Here is a 17312-nt window from a genome sequence, read left to right as displayed (position 1 = left end):
ATTAATCGTACGTCAGGTTAAAGATCATGTGCGACTCCACCTCACCGGTACTGGTGGTCGGCGCATATTGATAGAAACGCGCGTGCAGAGGCAGGGTGATGTATCGCGTTTCTTGCGTGCGCAGCGTACCCACGCTGTATTTCTTGTTGAATTCCAGCGGTACGCCCTCTTTGAGGACCTGGATACCAATCCCTTTCGCCAGCGAGGAGCCGGATTTTTCGTTCAGCAATGCGCCCCGGCTCACCGTGGTGCCAGTGGCCAACGTGCCGGAGAAAGAGGTCTGGATATTGGCGTATCCCGACTCGCTTAGCCCGCCGCTGCACTGCAGCTCAATATTAAAATCCTTCCCGCCCGCGGTGGTGCCGACGCCATTGAGATCGCTGCGCTTGATGGTGCCGACATCGACGTTCATGTTTTTGCCGCTCAGGATAGTACATGAGGGCGATACCACGGTGATGGCGTTGGCGCTCAGACGGGTTTCGAGGATCGGGTTATTGCCGTTCTCCCAGTCATAAGAGGTGTACTTACCTGCCGCCAGGGTACCGCTGCCGGTCACGCTCGCGGTTTTAATCACCTCCAGCGTAAAGCGGGAACCCTCCAGCGAATAGTTTGTGGTCCTGCTAACGTAGCTGGAGAAAGTGTCAGGATAGATGATATTGACCGTCGCCCCGCCGCGGCTAAACCGCAGGCCGATACCTGGCACGTTGGTGGAATAAATTTTATTGCCCAGATCGGTCGCCCCGGGGGCGACGATTTTGGCCACAAAGCGGTTAGTGCCGCTGCTACAGCTATAGCTGGCCCCGCCCGGCGCCGACATTGTCCAGTCGCGGGAAACGATCACCGACCCTACCGGCAGATCCGGTGGAACCACCACCCGGCCCACTACCATGTCGAGGCTTACCGTCGGCTGCGACAGGCGCGTACAGTACGCCCACGCCGACGTAGTCCCCATCGCCATTAAGCCAATAAAAAGCGTCAGTTTTTTCATTAGCGACATAGCGTTTCCTTTGTTTTTTTCTGACTTAATTCCACCGAGCACTGTCCGCCGCTCCACTTAACCGTGGCCTTCGGCGCGCTGGCGTCGCTGATAAACATCATGCTGCCCTGCCCCACCACGCCGATCTCTTTCCCGGAAGGGGTGTAAATTGTCGCGGCGAACGGTAGCGGCAGGCCGTTTGCCTGGCGCGCCCGCAGAGTGATGTTGTTCTGCAGCGTGGTATCGAAGGAGACCTTGACCACGCTACCTTCCCACGGCACAACCTGCGCCACGGTACTGCCGAAGGCGACATCGTCGTTGCTGCCTTTCGGGTCAATCTCAACGGCGTTAATCCGGTAAGGCCGCAGATACGGCAGAATGGCGTAGCCGTTGCTATCGATACGGGTCCCCGGCGAACCGGGCAACATCGCGCCCGCGGCATCTTTCGCTTCGATCAGCGCCATAGTGGTGCCGGTTTCCGGCGAGAATACGACGCCGTGCTGATGCGCGATTAGCGTCCCGCTGGCGCCCACGCCGCTCTGGCGATAGCCTTCGCCCTGACTATAGCTGCCGTTCAGCGTCGTCCACGGGGTACGGTAACTGCCGTTCAGCGCCACATCGTGCTGGCCGCCAGTGGCGGTGGTCGTCGACACGCCGTAGTTAAGGTTGTTTTCGCTATCCAGCGAACCGTTGACGCCAATCTGCGAGCTGGCGAAACGCGAATTGTTAAACGCGGTATTCGATGTCAGGTTAGCGGTGCGGTTTTCACCGAACCACAGCGGGTAGCTAAAGTTGAGAGAAACGCGATCGTCGCGGCGGTGGCCGGAACTATCCGGGGTATAGACGCGCTGGGCGCTGACCGACCACGAGAGCCGACCGTACATGTTGTTGTAACTAAACTGATACTGCTTTTCCGTCCCCGAACGGTTCCAGTAATCCGCTACCCGACCGCTCAGGTAAAAGCCGCCCCAGCCGTCCGGCAGGTTCTGGTTGACGGTAAACGTCATGCCGTTTTTCTGCCGCCATACGGTGTAGTTGCTGCTGTAGTTCTTCTCCTGATCGACGGCGTACAGAGCGTCGTTCAGGTTGTAGTAGCCTTTGGTGGAGTAGCGATACGCCGCCAGCACGATGCTGGTCTGGGTTTCGGTAAACATGCGGTTAAAGGTGGCGCGATAGCTCTGGCCGTGCTCGTCGAGGGTCTCGCTCTTCAGCCGCGAATGGGTAACGTCGAATGACAGCGCGCCGATGCCGGTGTTCATCCCGGTCCCCAGCAGGAACGCCTGATAGTCATCAAATCCGGTGACGCCGGTATAGCCGGTGAACAGGTTATTGATACCGTGCTGCCAGGTTCCCTGGTAGAGCATCGGTTTATTACGCAGCGAGCTATCGTCGACTTTACCGGCAGAGAGCGCATAGCGGGTCATCCCCGGACGCAGCAGCTGCGCCACCGAGGCGTAAGGCACACTGAATACCTCGACCGAGCCATCGGCCTCTTTAACCGACACTTCAAGGTCGCTACCGTAGCCGGAAGGATATACATCCTGCAGGGTAAACGGCCCCGGCGGCACCGTGGTCTGATAGATAATATTGCTGCCCTGGCGCACCGTCACCAGGGCGTTGCTTTGCGCCACGCCGCGAATTTCAGGGGCGTAGGAGCGCATGCCGTCCGGGAACATATTGTCATCGGTCGCCAGATTGATCCCGCGCAGGCCGATGGTGTCAAAGAACTCGCCGTTGGTAAAAATCTGCCCGCCGCTGACTATCGAATTAATCTGCGGGATAGGCCGCTGCAGGTAGGTCTGGTTGCTGTTCCAGTGCGCTTTCCCCTGCTGCTGCTGCCAGTTCAGGTTACCGATATGCTTGAGCAACCAGCCATCCCACGACAGACCCGCGTTAACGCCAAGATACGCGCTACTGTTATCGGAGCCGTTGGCCGAGGAGATATGGCTGTTCCAGGCGTTGGCCATCCAGCCTAAATTCAGCGCCGCAACGCCTTTATCCCAGAATTCCGGGCTGACAAAGTTTTTCAGGCGCTGATCTTCGTAGATTTGCGGTACGGCAATATCCAGTCTCAGGGAGGACTGAATCAGCGTGTCTTTGACGTTTGCCTCGTTGCGCCACTCCTGTAGGCGTCCGCAGAAGCCCTCTTTTTCGCTGAGCTGCGGGTTAAACTTTTCCGGCGAGATCCCATATTGCATCAGCATCGCTTTGGTGTAGCAGATGCCCATTTTGCCATCTTTATCGGCGGTGATTTTCAGATCGTAGCGCCCTTTCCACTCGCCGTTGGTATACACATCAAGGGAATAGACGCCTTCGCTAATCGCGCTGGTCGAGAAACGCGACAGGTCGACCTTTTCGCGACTGCCGACGATAAAACCATCGTTAAATTGATAGATCGTTCCCGGGTTTTCCTGTCCGCTGGAAAATGGCGGAAAGCAGCACAGCGCAACCGCGATAGCCGTGCTTAATCTTCCCGGGCAGATTGACCTCTGCTTCATGATCGTTTCCCTTATTTGACGGTAACTTTCACTGCGACATCTGCGCCATAATCATTAATGTTGTTAACGGTCAGGATCTCGCCTTTGCTCACTGCGGAAGAGAGGGCGATGGTCTGGCTGGACTGTGGGGCAAACATGACCGTTTTGCTGTTGAGCGCTTTGCCGCCGTTACGGGAGATACGGCTTACGGTGATATAAAAGGGCGTCGGGTTACTGACGGACAGGCTGTTGCCGTTAGCGGAGAGCGCTAATTTCTCTGCCGCGGCGTCGCGATTGCCTAATCCGCTGGGACGATAGATAAACTTAAAGCGCGAACGAATCGCCAGCTGCAGAATATTTTGCCCTTCATTCTTCTGGCTGGCCTCAACCGGCGGTATTTCCAGCAGGTTCAGCCACCACAGCGTCTCTTTATCTTTAGCGAGACCCGCGCTGCTACCGAGCTTAATACGCAGGGTCTGACCGCTTTTCGCATCTACGCGGGAAATAGGCGGCGTGATAATAAATGGCGTCGTAATGGTATCCGGCGTCGCGTCGGCATTACCGTTGTCCAGCCAGGCTTGCGCCAGCGCTGGACGGTCGGCGGTGTTAGAGAGCTGCACCGTTATTTCTTTTTCATTTCCTGGATAAATAAAGCGGGTGCCGTTGACAATAATATTATTGGCGTGGGCCGCAAAACTAAAAATGAAACAGAAAAAAAGGGCAATACGCTTCATGCTGACCTCAGAATAAAAAAATAAGCGGCAGCAGTGGCCGCTTTATTATTGTTGTATACCCTAAATAATTCGAATGACGGGTATAAACCGCCCCGGCGCGAGGCGGCCTTTATCTCTCAGTCGATATTACTGGTAGGTAATTTCGTAAGTCGCATAGCTGTTAACCACACCGGTGGTAACAGTCGTCGGGGTGCTGGTCGCGTAGCCGACGTAGTAAGTGAAGCGCGCGCCATCCTGAACGGCAGATGCGTCGCCGACCGCTTTAGGCTGAGTGCTGTCGCCCGGGATGATTTTTTTGGTCAGCGCGGTAGCATTGTCGGTAGAAAGAACCAGCTGGATATTCTTCGCGCCAGCGGCTTCAGTGTTAGCCAGGTAGCCCTGCTGTTTAGCCGTTGCGCCAGCCAGCAGGTTACCGCCGGTCCAGTTCACGCCCAGTTTGCTCACATCGTCCTGTTTAGTACCATCAGCAGCCTGGCAGTCAGAAACATCGATGGTGAAAGATTTTGGTTTCAGATAAGTATCCGCCGCGGCAGCTTTAACTTCAGTTAAAGTAACCGGAGACAGATAAACGTTCGCATCGCTGCCCTGGCCGTTTACGGAAACAGTACAAGATACGTCGGTAACTTTACCGAAGAAATTAACCTGACCGCCGCCTACATTGGTATCAGCAGCATTTGCAGCCATACCAAAAAACGCAGTCGCCATTGCAGCAGAGAGAAGAACCTTTTTCATTGCCATTTCCTTGTCAGAGTGAATTAAGTATCAATGAGCAAACAGTTAATTCGCACAAAAGTCAGAAGCGATTTGCGATGCTCACTTGTGCAACTGTTAATAGAAACTTCGACTGACCGGAGGCCGCAATATTTAAGGCGTCAGGAACGAATTCAATGAAAGAATTCGTCGAGGCTGTCGGCGTCAAAGAATGCTATTTTTCGCTGACAAATATACATATGTTCACGAGCTGTTAATCAATGTAACAGATAGCTCACAACTATTAATTGTGGGAGATTGATAGCAAGAAACGAAACCATTGTTATTTACATTGAACAGGGAAAAGCGATATGGAATTAACAAAACAGCAACCTATCTTGTCATAGAAGGCTATTTCTCCACATAGAGAACACTCTTAATTAATCATCCACGACGATCTTTCCGCCAGTTGAAAATGCAGATGCAACGCGCGCCATCCTGCCGGCGTAATCGTCACTTCGCGAAATCCCGCGGTGGTGGTAAACCAGCCTTTCTGCAGACCGTGCTGCAGCAGCGCCGCCCCAGCCGCCCCGCCAAGGTGAAGGCGGCGTTCGCTCCAGTCCAGACAACCGCAGCACGCTTTACGCCGCGAGGTGCGTTTTACCGTCACCCCCAGGCGGGTAAAGTGCGCTTCCCCGGCGGGCGTCAGGGCCGTGCCGTCAGGCGCTATCCACGCTTCGCGCAGCATAAAATCATATAGCGATACCGCCACTTCTCCGGCCAGATGATCGTAACAGGTACGCGCAACGCGCAAATTTACCGGCGTGCTGGTTGAGAGCGTCACCGCGCGCTTGCCGGCCATGGCCATCATATTCTCCAGCAAACCGGCGACATCGCTACCGGCGAGACGGTAGTAGCGATGGCGGCCCTGGGCAAGGCAAATCAATAAATCGCTGTTGATCAGGCGGCTAAGATGCGCGCTGGCGGTCGAGGGGGAAATATCCGCCACGGCGGAAAGCTCGGTGGCCGTCCACGCCCGGCCATCCATTAAGGCGCAAAGGATCTTTAGCCGCGAGGCATCGGCCATCGCCGACGCCACTACCGCCATCGCCTCGGCCAGCGACTCGTCGTCTTCAATCAGCTCAACAGGTTTTAACATAGCGCCTCGCTTATTTTCCCCACGGCAAAACATAACCCTATTACAGGGGATCGGAATGTGAAGAACGGTATTCGCGCAGCACCTGAGCCACTCGAATGTGATAACAGGCGAAAATGCTCTCCCGCCCCTCTTTCTGCGCAGCCTGATGGCAAAGGTTGCGTTTCCATGCCAGCACCGCGTCCTCATCCCGCCACCAGGAGAGTGACAGAATTTTCCCCGCCGTGCTCAAACTTTGAAAACGCTCAATGGCGATAAAGCCGTCAATGTCGTTCAGCAGCGGCTTCAGTTCCGCCGCCAGCGCCAGGTAACGTTCCTGGCTCGCCGGAGTGACCTCGGCTTCAAAGAGTACTGCAATCATTTCGTCGTCCTCACGCAATCAGTATGAGAGCCACAGTAGCTTTTCACCCGAGCCAATGCTTCGTTAACGAGCGAAATATGGCCGCCTTTTTGCTCAAAAAACACCCATTGCATTCACAAAAACAATGATTAATAAGCCGATGCAGGAAAATTGCGCTTCTGGTCAGATTATTTTCCGTGACCAAAAATACGATTCACGACAACCCATCCTTTTGTTTTTATTGAAAATAAAAAGTTAAAATTTGCACACCCGTCATCATGTCGTCATAAAAATGTGATCTAAATCGCACTTTTTGCAACGCGCGTTATAGTTAGCAGGCTTATTATAAGTCCATCGAAAGCAAACACGCTTTCCACCATAAAAGTTAAAAGGATAAACACCATGAAAAACGTAAAATTACTTGCCGCTGCCGGTATGCTGTCTCTGGTCTCTTTCGCTAGCTTCGCTCAGCCTGTTAGCGTAACCGCAGATACACTGGACAACGCCGAAGCCAAAATCGCCGCCATTGCTAAAGACCAGGGCGAGTCTTACCACATTACCGAAGCGTATACCGGTAATCAGGTGCATATGACCGCCGAGCTGTCTAAATAACCGAATGGTTGCAGAGGGAGCTGCCGGACAGGTCGCCTGACGGCGGCTGGTCTGGCTCCCGCCACATAATAAGCACGCAGCAATGTCGAGCCCCTTAATGGGGCTTTTTTGTTGCTGGCGAACAGTGAACCCACAGCCCGGGCTGTGGGTTCACTGCCGTCTGCAGTCCGATAGCCCGGACAGATGCGCAGCATCGCCTCCGGGATGTTATCGGCCCGCGACGGCGCTCTTATTCGATAACGCACGCTGAATCGACAGCACGCTGAACAGCACAATCACCAGCCCCACCAGCGCCATTCCCTCAATTTTTTGTCCAAGGAAGATCCAGCCTAACAGCACCGCCGTCACCGGACTCAGCAGGCTCATCGCCGACACAGCCACTGGAGACAGGCGGCCGATGCCGCGAAACCACAGGCCATATGCCAGCATCGCCCCGGCAACGCACAGCCAGAGATAACCCGCCGCCTGAGTCAGCGTCACCTGATGCAGCGGCGGATCGACCAGAAACGCCATCGGCGCCAGTACGATACCGCCAATCAGCAGCTGCCAGCCGGTCAGCGCGATGACCGGCAAAGCGATCGCCCAGCGCCGCGATAACCAGGTTCCCAACGCCATACTCATCGCCCCCAGAAACGCGGCGGCGATCCCCAGCGGTTCGAGGGTGGTTTGCGGCGACAGCAGCAGCATCGCCATTCCCGCGATGCCCATCAATGCCGAGAGTACCGCCAGCCAGGGCGATCGCTGACGATCGACGCACCAGGCCAGCAGCATCACCAGCAGCGGTTGAATGGCGCCAATCACCGCCGCCAGACCGCCCGGCAGCCGATAGGCGGCAATAAACAGCAGCGCCTGAAACGCGCCGATATTCAGGATCCCGGTGACGATCAGCTTCCACCACTCGGCGCGCAGCGGGAAACGGCGGCTCCAGATCAGCAGAGCGATCCCGGCCGGCAGAACCCGCAGCAACGCAGCGATAAACGGCCGATCGGGCGGCAGGAACTGCGAGGTCACAATATAGGTGCTGCCCCAGATGGCGGGCGCCAGCGCGGTCAGCAGTAAATCAACGATCACATTACGCGAAACAAAGGCCATGATTTTATCTTCATATCAAGGTAAATTGTGGCCTAAGTATGTACCGACAATTATCTTGATATCAAGACAAGTGAGCATGAATGGACAAATCACCGCAGACCGACGCCGTGGATCGCATTCTTGAACAGTGGAAACGGGAGCGCCCCGATCTCGATTGCAGCCCGATGGGGCCGATCGGCCGCCTGAAACGCTGCACGATGCTGCTGGAGCCGCGCATCGAAGCGGCCTTTGTGCGCCACGATCTGGTGCGCTGGGAGTTTGATATGCTGGCAACGTTACGCCGGGCGGGCGAGCCGTTCATGCTGTCGCCCACCCAGCTCTTTTCAACGTTAATGATCACCTCCGGCACCATGACTCATCGCCTGAAGGCGCTGGAAAAACGGGGGTTTATTTGCCGTCTGCCAAACCCGGAAGATGCCCGCAGTATGCTGGTGGCGCTAACGCCAGAGGGACGAGAGCTCATCGATAAGGCGGTGGAAAGCCACGTGGAGAATGAGCGGCAACTGCTGAGCGGGCTTTCCGCAGCGCAGCGCCTGCAGTTGGATGAAGCGCTGACGGTTTTTATGCGCCTGCTGGAAAAAGAGTAATACCACTTTGCTTTGACAGGGTGCTCATACTGCTGCCGGAGCATCTTTGATGAAGCATCACCGTTATTTCCCCGGAGGCGATGCTGCGCATCTGTCCGGGCTGCGCTCACCCCTTTCCGAGCGGAAACGGGCGATCCTGCACAACCGTCTTCATCACCAGCGTAGAGCGCAGGTGCTGCACGCCCGGCATCGCCGAGAGCTTGTCATCATACAGTTTCTGGAACGCCGGGAGATCGCGCGTCACCACGTGCATCAGGTAGTCCGGATCGCCAAACAGGCGCTGTGCCAGCACGATCTGGGGGATCTCTTCTACCGCGTCCTCAAACGCGCTCACCGCTTTCTTATCGCCCTCTTTTAACGTCGCGAAGACAATCGCCAGGAAGTTGAAGCCCATTTTGGCCGGATCAAGATTGGCCCGGTAGCCGGTAATGACGCCTTCCTGCTCCAGCGTCCGCAGCCGTCGATGACAGGGAGAAAGGCTGAGATTCACCCGCTCGGCTAGCTCGGTTATCGACAGTCGTCCATCGGACTGGAGTTCAGCAAGAATTTTTCTATCAATGCTATCCATTTGGAATATTTTCCCTCAGAAGACCGCTTAAGAGCATAACATTGAAAGCTCATTGCGCAATAAACTCGATATTCTTTCCTTCAAATAATCGCCGCTTTACGAGGGAAAATGATGAGAAACTGCCGTTACCACGCAGAGGTGCGCTGTCCATGGAAATGAGCTTTATCGCCAGCTTTTGGCTGGTCTCTTTTCTGCTGATCATCACGCCGGGCGCTGACTGGGCCTATACCATCAGCGCGGGAATCAACGGACGCCGCGTGATACCCGCCGTCGCCGGACTGATGTCTGGCCACCTACTGGCCACGCTGATCGTCGTCGCCGGAATCGGCGTGTTAATCGCCGGCCACCCGCTGGCGCTGTCGACGATTACCCTGCTGGGCGCGGGCTATCTGATGTGGCTGGGAATCGCTATTTTGCGCCATCCGCCAACGCCAGGCACCCAGCAATACAGCGCGGATAGCTGGAATCGCTGGGCGATTAAGGGGCTATGCATTAGCGGTCTGAACCCAAAAGTCTTTCTTCTGTTTCTGGCCCTGCTGCCGCAGTTTACCGATCCCCAGGGAAGCTGGTCTCTGGCTCAGCAGATGTCGGCGCTGGGCGGCATTCATCTGGTGACCTGCACGCTGGTCTATTTACTGGTCGGCTACGGCGCCAGAGCGCTGTTGGCAACCCGGCCTCAAATCGCACGCAAGGTCAGTATGGCTTCCGGCGTGATGATGGTCGCCGTAGCCGCCGTGCTGTTCGTGGAGCAGTTGAGGTAGGGAGGAAGTATGAGGCGTGAGCGACCGGCCTGTTCGCGCCAGTGCATTATTAAGAAAAAACGTACAGTAAAACGCCCCGCCTCACGGTTATTTTTGCATCAGCCATAACCTCCCTGAAGTTAGCCCACACGCGACTCCGGGATCCTTATCAGCCTGATTTTTGATTATGTGCCCTTCCGATATAATCCTCTTAGCAGCAGCTAAGGTTTATCTCATTTTAAATAAAATAACTCTTACCATCCGCCAGAATTCTTGCGCATCCTGTTTCCCCTATTCATAAGAAGGTTTTTGCAGTATGGTTAACAATATTAGAAGTTATATACTGCTGTATACCCACTTAAGGAGAAAACAATGAGCAGAATATGGGCCCTATCCCAAAGAGTAACGCCAAACAAAAATATAAATATAAAAACTGCCTATCCAAAAGAAGCCACAACGCTTAAATATTGCCCGCCGCAGCAATAAATAATGCACATGCAGACGAGCTTAATCATTACCTGATAACGGCCAAAAAATGCGCTAGCCGGCTGCATAATAAAGGGAACTCAATGAAAAGCAATGCTATTTTAAAAAAAAGGAACTTCCTGACTCACAACGAAATAGAGTCATTACTCAAAGCGGCCAACAGTGGCGCACATGCCACGCGTAATTATTGCCTGACATTATTATGTTTTATTCACGGATTACGCGCCAGTGAAATATGCCGCCTGCAAATTTCCGATATCGACCTTAGTTCTAAATGCATCTATATTCACCGTCTTAAAAATGGATTTTCGACAACGCATCCTTTGCTGAATAAAGAAATCCGCGCATTAAAAAACTGGCTGCATGTCCGCGCCTCATACCCGCAGTCCGACAGCGAATGGTTATTTCTCTCACGAAAAGGTAATCCTTTGTCTCGCCAGCAGTTTTATCAGATTATTTCCGCCTCTGGCGATAATGCCGGGCTGTCGCTCGAAATTCATCCGCATATGCTCCGTCATTCATGCGGCTTCGCCCTGGCCAACATGGGCATTGATACCCGCCTTATCCAGGACTACCTGGGCCACCGCAACATTCGCCATACCGTATGGTATACCGCCAGTAACGCTGGCCGTTTCTATGGTATCTGGGACGAAAGCAGAGACAGACAGCGGAGCCCTGTTCTGCCGTAATGCTCGATGCCATGGAGGGCGTCAAAATAACCGTCAGGCAGCGGTAAACATTAATAAAAATTAACCATACGGTGTTTATGATTATTGTTCCGGCAAGTTCACAGCGCTACGATGATTTATCTTATTACCCCTCGGGCATGACCCAGCATATAAATGCACCAACTCCCTTCCGTTTAAAATAGCCGCAACCATGCTTTTTTCCTTTTAATTTTATACACCTGAAAAAGAACCGCGGCGCAGAGGTTGCCGCCATCAATAAAATCTATAAGAATAAGATTTATCATCTGGCAATATTCTGTCCCACAGCCGCTATAATGTCATTATTCAACTATGCTTAATCCCCTTCATATAATACGCGATTAACCTTGCGAATTATTTGTGAGCGCCCCCTGCTGTCAGCAGGGTCGTGTTAATTATCAAGATCATATCAGGAGTTATTTATTGTGAACCGACGTCGTTTTCTTACCGGTAAAGAAGTTCAGGCGATGATGCTGGCAGCCCGTCACGGGCAAACGGGAGAGCGGGATTACTGTCTAATCCTGCTCGCTTTTCGTCATGGTATGCGCATTAGCGAATTACTCGATCTGCACTATCGCGACCTCGATCTGGTCGAAGGCCGCATCAATATTCGACGGCTGAAGAATGGATTCTCCACCGTACATCCGCTGATGGTCGATGAATGTGACGCCATCAGGCGCTGGAGCCAGGTACGCGGCGCCTGGAAAGGCGCGCAAAAAACCGATGCGCTGTTTATATCGCGACGCGGTACTCCGCTTTCGCGTCAGCAGGCCTACCGAATCATCCGAACCGCTGGCGTAGACGCTGGCACGGCTACCCATACTCACCCGCATATGCTGCGCCATGCCTGCGGTTACGAGCTAGCGGAGAGAGGGGCCGACACCCGCCTTATCCAGGACTACCTCGGCCATCGAAATATTCGCCATACCGTACGCTATACGGCCAGCAACGCCGCGCGATTCGCCGGACTCTGGGAACGCAACAACCTGATGGAGTGGAATTTACAAAATCAGAGAATGGAAAATAAGAATTTGATAAATAAGGGGAAATAGCTTACCGAACAGGTCAATTGGGGCCAAACTGTGTGCATCATAAAAATATTCAGTAACCTTTTGCAACCATCGAATGCATCAAACAGAGTGTAAAAACCAATATCACATTGATTAATAATATTTTTTTATTTTTAATTTTTTCCAGAAACATCCTTCTTTCCGCTACCCATCCTTCGTGGCCCCGCGTTGCCGATAGCCATCCATGGCTTATTAAGCCTTAACTATTTCAATTCATTATCTCGAAAAACAACAACAAAGCAGATTAAAAAACCAAATTATTTATAAAAAAGCCATATTTTCAGTGAATTACGCCAACGAGTCAAAATGGCCCCAAATGTCTCATTTTTTGGGTGAAAAACATGCAGAACCGCAGCCGAAAACTTCGGCTGAAACATGAAATACCTGGAGGTCATGATGACGGCCAGATCGGTTCGTAATCCCGATATTGTTCAAAGGAAAACAACATGAAAATCAAATCACTGGCAATCGTTGTTCTGTCAGCCCTGTCTCTGAGCTCCGCGGCGGCGCTGGCCGACACCACGGTAAATGGCGGCACGGTGCATTTTAAAGGGGAAGTCGTCAACGCAGCCTGCGCCATTGACGCGGGTTCAATCGATCAGACCGTTCCAATGGGCCAGGTTCGTTCGGCAAAACTCGCTACTCCAGGCAGCACCAGCACGGCTGTCGGCTTCAATATCCAGTTGAACGATTGTGACACCACCGTTGCCACCAAGGCCGCCGTCGCCTTCACCGGCACCGCAATTGACAGCACCAACACCACCGTACTGGCGCTGCAAAGCTCCGCAGCAGGCAGCGCGAATAACGTCGGCGTGCAGATCCTGGACCGTACCGGTACGCCGCTGGTGCTGGATGGCGCGACCTTCAGCGCAGCTTCCACCTTGAACGATGGCACCAACGTCATCCCGTTCCAGGCGCGCTACTATGCGACCGCTGCAGCCACTGCCGGTACCGCTAACGCTGACGCGACCTTCAAAGTGCAATACCAGTAATTCATTCATCAGGCAGGGAAGCATATCGGGCCAGGAAGGCCCGTTATCCATAACGGAACTCGGGTGATAACGATGCAAAGGATGAAGTCAGGTCTGTTGATATTTTTGCTCCCATCGCTGGCGCTGGCCGGTAATCAATGGAACGTCACGCTGCCCGGCGGAAATATGCGCTTTCAGGGCATCATCATTGCCGAGTCCTGCCGCGTTGAAGCTGGCGACCAGCAGATGACGGTCAATATGGGACAGATCAGCAGTAATCGGCTTCATTCAGCCGGAGAAGATACGAATCCAGTTCCCTTCGATATCCACCTGCAGGAGTGCAGTACCGCCGTCAGCCAACGCGTTGGCGTGGCCTTTCACGGCGTCGCCGATGGTAAAAACCCGGACGTGCTCTCGGTGGGCGAAGGACCGGGAATAGCGACCGGCGTGGGTGTCGCTCTGTTTGATAAAGACGACCATCCGATCCCATTGAACGGTCCTCCCGCCGCCTGGACAAGATTGTATACCGGGCCAACCACATTGCATTTTGTAGCGAAATACCGGGCAACAGGGCACCAGGTCACCGGTGGCGCGGCCAACGCTCAGGCCTGGTTCTCCCTGACCTACCAGTAATGAATCAGCAGACGAACCGAAAACAGGAAACGACGGTGACGATAAAAGGGGTAAACGTGAGAACAACACTGGCGATAACGCGCGGTTTACTGGCGGGGGCGCTGATGATAGCCGCCATGGGATTTACCGCTCGCGCCGAGGCCGGCGTGGCGCTGGGGGCAACCCGCGTCATCTATCCTGCCGGGCAAAAGCAGGTTCAACTGGCGGTCACCAACAACGACGAAAAGAGCACTTATTTGATCCAGTCATGGGTGGAGAATGCCGATGGCGCGAAGGACGGCCGCTTTGTCATCACCCCGCCGCTGTTCGCCATGCAGGGGAAAAAAGAGAACACCCTGCGCATTATTGATGCCACCAACAACCAGCTGCCGCAGGATCGGGAAACGCTGTTCTGGATGAACGTCAAGGCGATCCCGTCAATGGATAAATCAAAGCTCAGCGACAACACCCTGCAACTGGCGATCATCAGCCGCATTAAGCTCTATTACCGCCCGGCAAAGCTGGCGCTGCCGCCGGATCAGGCTGCGGAGAAACTGAAGTTTCGCCGCGGCACCGGCACGCTTACGCTGGTCAATCCCACCCCCTACTACCTGACGGTCACCGAACTCAACGCCGGAACCCGGGTGCTGGAAAATGCGCTGGTTCCGCCGATGGGTGAAGCCAGCGTTAAATTGCCCGCCGATGCCGGTCGTGAGATTACATACCGGACGATTAACGACTACGGCGCGCTGACCCCACGGATGCAGGGCGTCACGCAATAACCGACGGGAGGCCGCGTCCTCCCGGAAATAAAAATAAGAACTGACAGCCGGGCGACTTTGGACCGGAGGGACTATGTCACATCTGAAATATGGACTCGACGGCCTGGACTCCGGGCGTAAAAGCAGCCACGGGCCGGGGAATACGCGCGCTTTCGCTCAAATCACGCTGGCTCTGTTACTTGCCGCACCGATCTTTTCTGTGCAGGCGGAGCTCTATTTTAATCCGCGTTTTTTAGCGGATGACCCTGCCGCCGTGGCGGATTTATCAGGATTCGCCAACGGCCAGGAGGTCCCTCCAGGAACCTATCGCGTCGATATTTACCTCAATGACGGGTTTATGACCACCCGCGATGTCACTTTTAATAGCGGAGAAAACGATCGCTCGCTGGTCCCCTGCCTGACGCGCGGGCAGCTGGCCGGGATGGGTGTCAACACGTTATCCATTGAAGGGATCGGCGCTCTGGCATCCGATGCCTGCGTACCGTTAACCGAAACCATCAAGGACGCCACTACCCGCTTCGATGTCGGTTTGCAGCGGCTGTATCTGACCGTACCCCAGGCGTTTATGGGCAACCGCGCCCGCGGCTATATTCCCCCCGAACTGTGGGACCACGGGATTAACGCCGGCCTGCTGAACTACAACTTCACCGGCAACAACGTGCACAACGACGTTGGCGGCAGCAGCAATTACGCGTACCTGAACCTGCAGAGCGGGCTCAACCTCGGCGCCTGGCGCCTGCGCGACAACACCACCTGGAGCTACAGCAGCGGCGGCAGCTCGTCGACCAATGAAAACAAGTGGCAGCACATCAATACCTGGCTTGAACGTGATATTACGCTGCTGCGCTCGCGCCTGACCCTCGGCGACAGCTACACCAACGGCGACGTCTTCGACGGCATCAACTTCCGCGGCGCGCAGCTTGCCTCCGATGACAATATGCTGCCGGACAGCCAGAAAGGGTTTGCCCCGGTCATTCACGGCATTGCCCGCGGCACCGCTCAGGTATCGGTGAAACAGAACGGCTATGAGATTTACCAGAGCACGGTACCGCCCGGCCCGTTCACCATCAACGATCTCTACTCCGCCGGCAATGGCGGCGATCTGCAGGTGACCATCAAAGAGGCCGACGGCAGCAGCCAGATCTTCACCGTCCCTTACTCGTCCGTTCCGGTGCTCCAGCGCGAGGGCCATACCCGCTATGCCGTCACCGCCGGGGAGTACCGCAGCGGCAGCAATCAGCAGGAAAAACCGAAGTTCTTCCAGAGCACCGTAATGCGCGGTCTTCCTGAGGGCTGGACGCTGTACGGCGGCACCCAGCTGGCGGACCGCTACCGCGCCTTTAACCTCGGCGTCGGCAAAAATATGGGGGAGCTGGGGGCGCTGTCGCTGGATATCACCCAGGCCAACGCCACCCTGCCCGATGACAGCGATCGTCAGGGCCAGTCGGTTCGCTTCCTCTATAACAAGTCGCTGACGGATACCGGCACCAACATCCAGCTGGTGGGCTACCGCTACTCGACGCGCGGCTATTTCAGCTTCGCCGACACCACCTACAGCCGGATGAACGGCTACAACATCGAGACCCAGGACGGGGTGGTGCAGATGAAGCCGAAGTTCACCGATTACTACAACCTCGCGTACAACAAGCGCGGCAAAGTGCAGCTCAGCGTTACCCAGCAGCTGGGGCGCACCGCCACGCTCTACCTGAGCGGCAGCCATCAGACCTACTGGGGAACCAACAGCGCCGACCAGCAGCTCCAGGCCGGGCTTAACGCCGCCGTGGACGATATCAACTGGACCCTGAGCTACAGCCTGACCAAAAACGCCTGGCAGCAGGGTCGTGACCAGATGCTGGCCGTCAACGTCAGTATCCCGTTCAGCCACTGGATGCGCTCCGACAGCAAGTCGGCCTGGAGAAACGGTAACGCCAGCTACAGCATGTCCAACGATCTGAACGGCAGGACCACCAGCCTGGCGGGGCTGTACGGCACGCTGCTGGAGGACAACAACCTGAGCTACAGCGTACAGACCGGCTACGCCGGCGGCGGTGAGGGCAACAGCGGCGGTACCGGCTACGCGGCGCTGAACTACCGTGGCGGCTACGGCAACGCCAACGTCGGCTACAGCCGCAGCGACGGCATCAAACAGCTGTACTACGGCCTGAGCGGCGGCGTACTGGCCCATGCCGACGGCATCACCCTGAGCCAGCCGATGAACGATACGGTGGTGCTGATCAAAGCCCCCGGCGCGGATGGCGTGAAGGTAGAAAACCAGACCGGGGTACGGACCGACTGGCGCGGCTACGCCGTTCTGCCCTACGCCACCGAATACCGGGAAAACCGGGTGGCGCTGAACACCAATACGTTGGCCAACAACGTCGATCTTGATGATGCGGTGGTCAGTATTGTGCCCACCCACGGGGCGATTGCGCGCGCCGAATTTAAGGCCAGCGTCGGCATGAAGCTGCTGATAACGCTGACCCACAACGGTAAACCGGTTCCTTTTGGCGCCATAGCCGCCGCTGTCGATAGCCAGAATAGCAGCATCGTCGCCGATAACGGCCAGGTTTATCTGAGCGGAATGCCGCTGGCGGGCAAGGTGCGCGCGAAGTGGGGAGACGGCCCCGACGCCAGCTGTGAAGCCGACTACCGTCTGCCGCCGGAAAGCCAGAACCAGGCGTTAAGCCAGCTGTCGGCAGCGTGCCGCTAAGG

General features: G+C 55.3%; 17 protein-coding genes. 9 read left to right on the top strand and 8 right to left on the bottom strand.

The annotated features are described in order from the left end of the window. Position 1: 1 nt before the first annotated feature. The 6 genes from EGY08_RS20360 to EGY08_RS20335 all read right to left on the bottom strand — a co-directional run bounded on the left by EGY08_RS20360 (position 2) and on the right by EGY08_RS20335 (position 6394). Entirely contained in the window at positions 2-997 is a 996-nt protein-coding gene (locus EGY08_RS20360; protein ID WP_004124708.1) for a fimbrial protein, read from the bottom strand. Next, positions 988-3474, bottom strand: a complete 2487-nt coding sequence (locus EGY08_RS20355) for a fimbria/pilus outer membrane usher protein (RefSeq protein WP_123828848.1) — start codon at positions 3472-3474, stop codon at positions 988-990. The genes EGY08_RS20360 and EGY08_RS20355 overlap by 10 nt, the downstream gene beginning before the upstream one ends. Positions 3475-3485: 11 nt before the next feature. Beyond that, positions 3486-4187 (bottom strand): molecular chaperone, encoded by a 702-nt coding sequence (locus EGY08_RS20350; RefSeq protein WP_004124715.1) that lies wholly within the window; start codon positions 4185-4187, stop codon positions 3486-3488. 126 nt (positions 4188-4313) lie between these two features. After that, on the bottom strand, positions 4314-4919 hold the full coding sequence (gene mrkA, locus EGY08_RS20345; RefSeq protein ID WP_004124717.1) for a type 3 fimbria major subunit MrkA: 606 nt from the start codon (positions 4917-4919) through the stop codon (positions 4314-4316). 394 nt (positions 4920-5313) lie between these two features. Then, entirely contained in the window at positions 5314-6036 is a 723-nt protein-coding gene (locus EGY08_RS20340; protein ID WP_004124720.1) for an ArsR/SmtB family transcription factor, read from the bottom strand. Between the two features lie 40 nt (positions 6037-6076). Then, positions 6077-6394 (bottom strand): antibiotic biosynthesis monooxygenase family protein, encoded by a 318-nt coding sequence (locus tag EGY08_RS20335; protein ID WP_004124723.1) that lies wholly within the window; start codon positions 6392-6394, stop codon positions 6077-6079. Between the two features lie 381 nt (positions 6395-6775). Here EGY08_RS20335 and EGY08_RS20330 point away from each other — a divergent pair, with 381 nt between their 5' ends. Continuing rightward, positions 6776-6985 (top strand): YdgH/BhsA/McbA-like domain containing protein, encoded by a 210-nt coding sequence (locus EGY08_RS20330; protein ID WP_004105360.1) that lies wholly within the window; start codon positions 6776-6778, stop codon positions 6983-6985. A gap of 207 nt (positions 6986-7192) precedes the next feature. Here EGY08_RS20330 and EGY08_RS20325 read toward each other — a convergent pair whose 3' ends face one another. Continuing rightward, positions 7193-8077 (bottom strand): EamA family transporter, encoded by an 885-nt coding sequence (locus EGY08_RS20325; RefSeq protein WP_004124726.1) that lies wholly within the window; start codon positions 8075-8077, stop codon positions 7193-7195. 80 nt (positions 8078-8157) lie between these two features. Between EGY08_RS20325 and EGY08_RS20320 the strand changes: the two genes are divergently transcribed. Further along, positions 8158-8664 carry a MarR family winged helix-turn-helix transcriptional regulator gene (locus EGY08_RS20320; RefSeq protein WP_049115369.1) on the top strand — a complete coding sequence of 169 codons (507 nt, stop codon included), beginning with the start codon at positions 8158-8160 and terminating at the stop codon, positions 8662-8664. A 106-nt stretch (positions 8665-8770) separates the two neighbouring features. Here the strand turns inward: EGY08_RS20320 and EGY08_RS20315 are convergent, their stop codons facing one another. After that, complete coding sequence (locus EGY08_RS20315) at positions 8771-9232, bottom strand: Lrp/AsnC family transcriptional regulator (RefSeq protein ID WP_004124737.1); 462 nt, start codon at positions 9230-9232, stop codon at positions 8771-8773. Positions 9233-9381: 149 nt separating this feature from the next. Between EGY08_RS20315 and EGY08_RS20310 the strand changes: the two genes are divergently transcribed. The 7 genes from EGY08_RS20310 to EGY08_RS20280 all read left to right on the top strand — a co-directional run bounded on the left by EGY08_RS20310 (position 9382) and on the right by EGY08_RS20280 (position 17310). Further along, positions 9382-9993 carry a LysE family translocator gene (locus EGY08_RS20310; protein ID WP_004124739.1) on the top strand — a complete coding sequence of 204 codons (612 nt, stop codon included), beginning with the start codon at positions 9382-9384 and terminating at the stop codon, positions 9991-9993. 548 nt (positions 9994-10541) lie between these two features. Next, entirely contained in the window at positions 10542-11147 is a 606-nt protein-coding gene (locus EGY08_RS20305) for a tyrosine-type DNA invertase (RefSeq protein WP_004124742.1), read from the top strand. A 443-nt stretch (positions 11148-11590) separates the two neighbouring features. After that, the gene (locus tag EGY08_RS20300) at positions 11591-12217 is read left to right on the top strand and encodes a tyrosine-type DNA invertase (protein ID WP_004124745.1); all 627 of its coding nucleotides are present in this window, start codon (positions 11591-11593) and stop codon (positions 12215-12217) included. A 464-nt stretch (positions 12218-12681) separates the two neighbouring features. After that, positions 12682-13227, top strand: a complete 546-nt coding sequence (gene fimA, locus EGY08_RS20295; RefSeq protein ID WP_004124748.1) for a type 1 fimbrial major subunit FimA — start codon at positions 12682-12684, stop codon at positions 13225-13227. Positions 13228-13299: 72 nt separating this feature from the next. Then, positions 13300-13839, top strand: a complete 540-nt coding sequence (locus EGY08_RS20290) for a fimbrial protein (protein ID WP_004124751.1) — start codon at positions 13300-13302, stop codon at positions 13837-13839. 35 nt (positions 13840-13874) lie between these two features. Next, entirely contained in the window at positions 13875-14600 is a 726-nt protein-coding gene (locus EGY08_RS20285) for a fimbria/pilus periplasmic chaperone (protein ID WP_032742201.1), read from the top strand. A gap of 73 nt (positions 14601-14673) precedes the next feature. Then, on the top strand, positions 14674-17310 hold the full coding sequence (locus tag EGY08_RS20280; RefSeq protein WP_123828847.1) for a fimbrial biogenesis usher protein: 2637 nt from the start codon (positions 14674-14676) through the stop codon (positions 17308-17310). Positions 17311-17312 lie beyond the last annotated feature (2 nt).

Origin of the sequence: Klebsiella sp. FDAARGOS_511, assembly GCF_003812845.1 — a bacterium.
GTDB lineage: Bacteria > Pseudomonadota > Gammaproteobacteria > Enterobacterales > Enterobacteriaceae > Klebsiella > Klebsiella grimontii.
The sequence above is the reverse complement of the archived record's forward strand: the minus strand, read 5'-3'. Positions and strand labels throughout refer to the sequence as shown.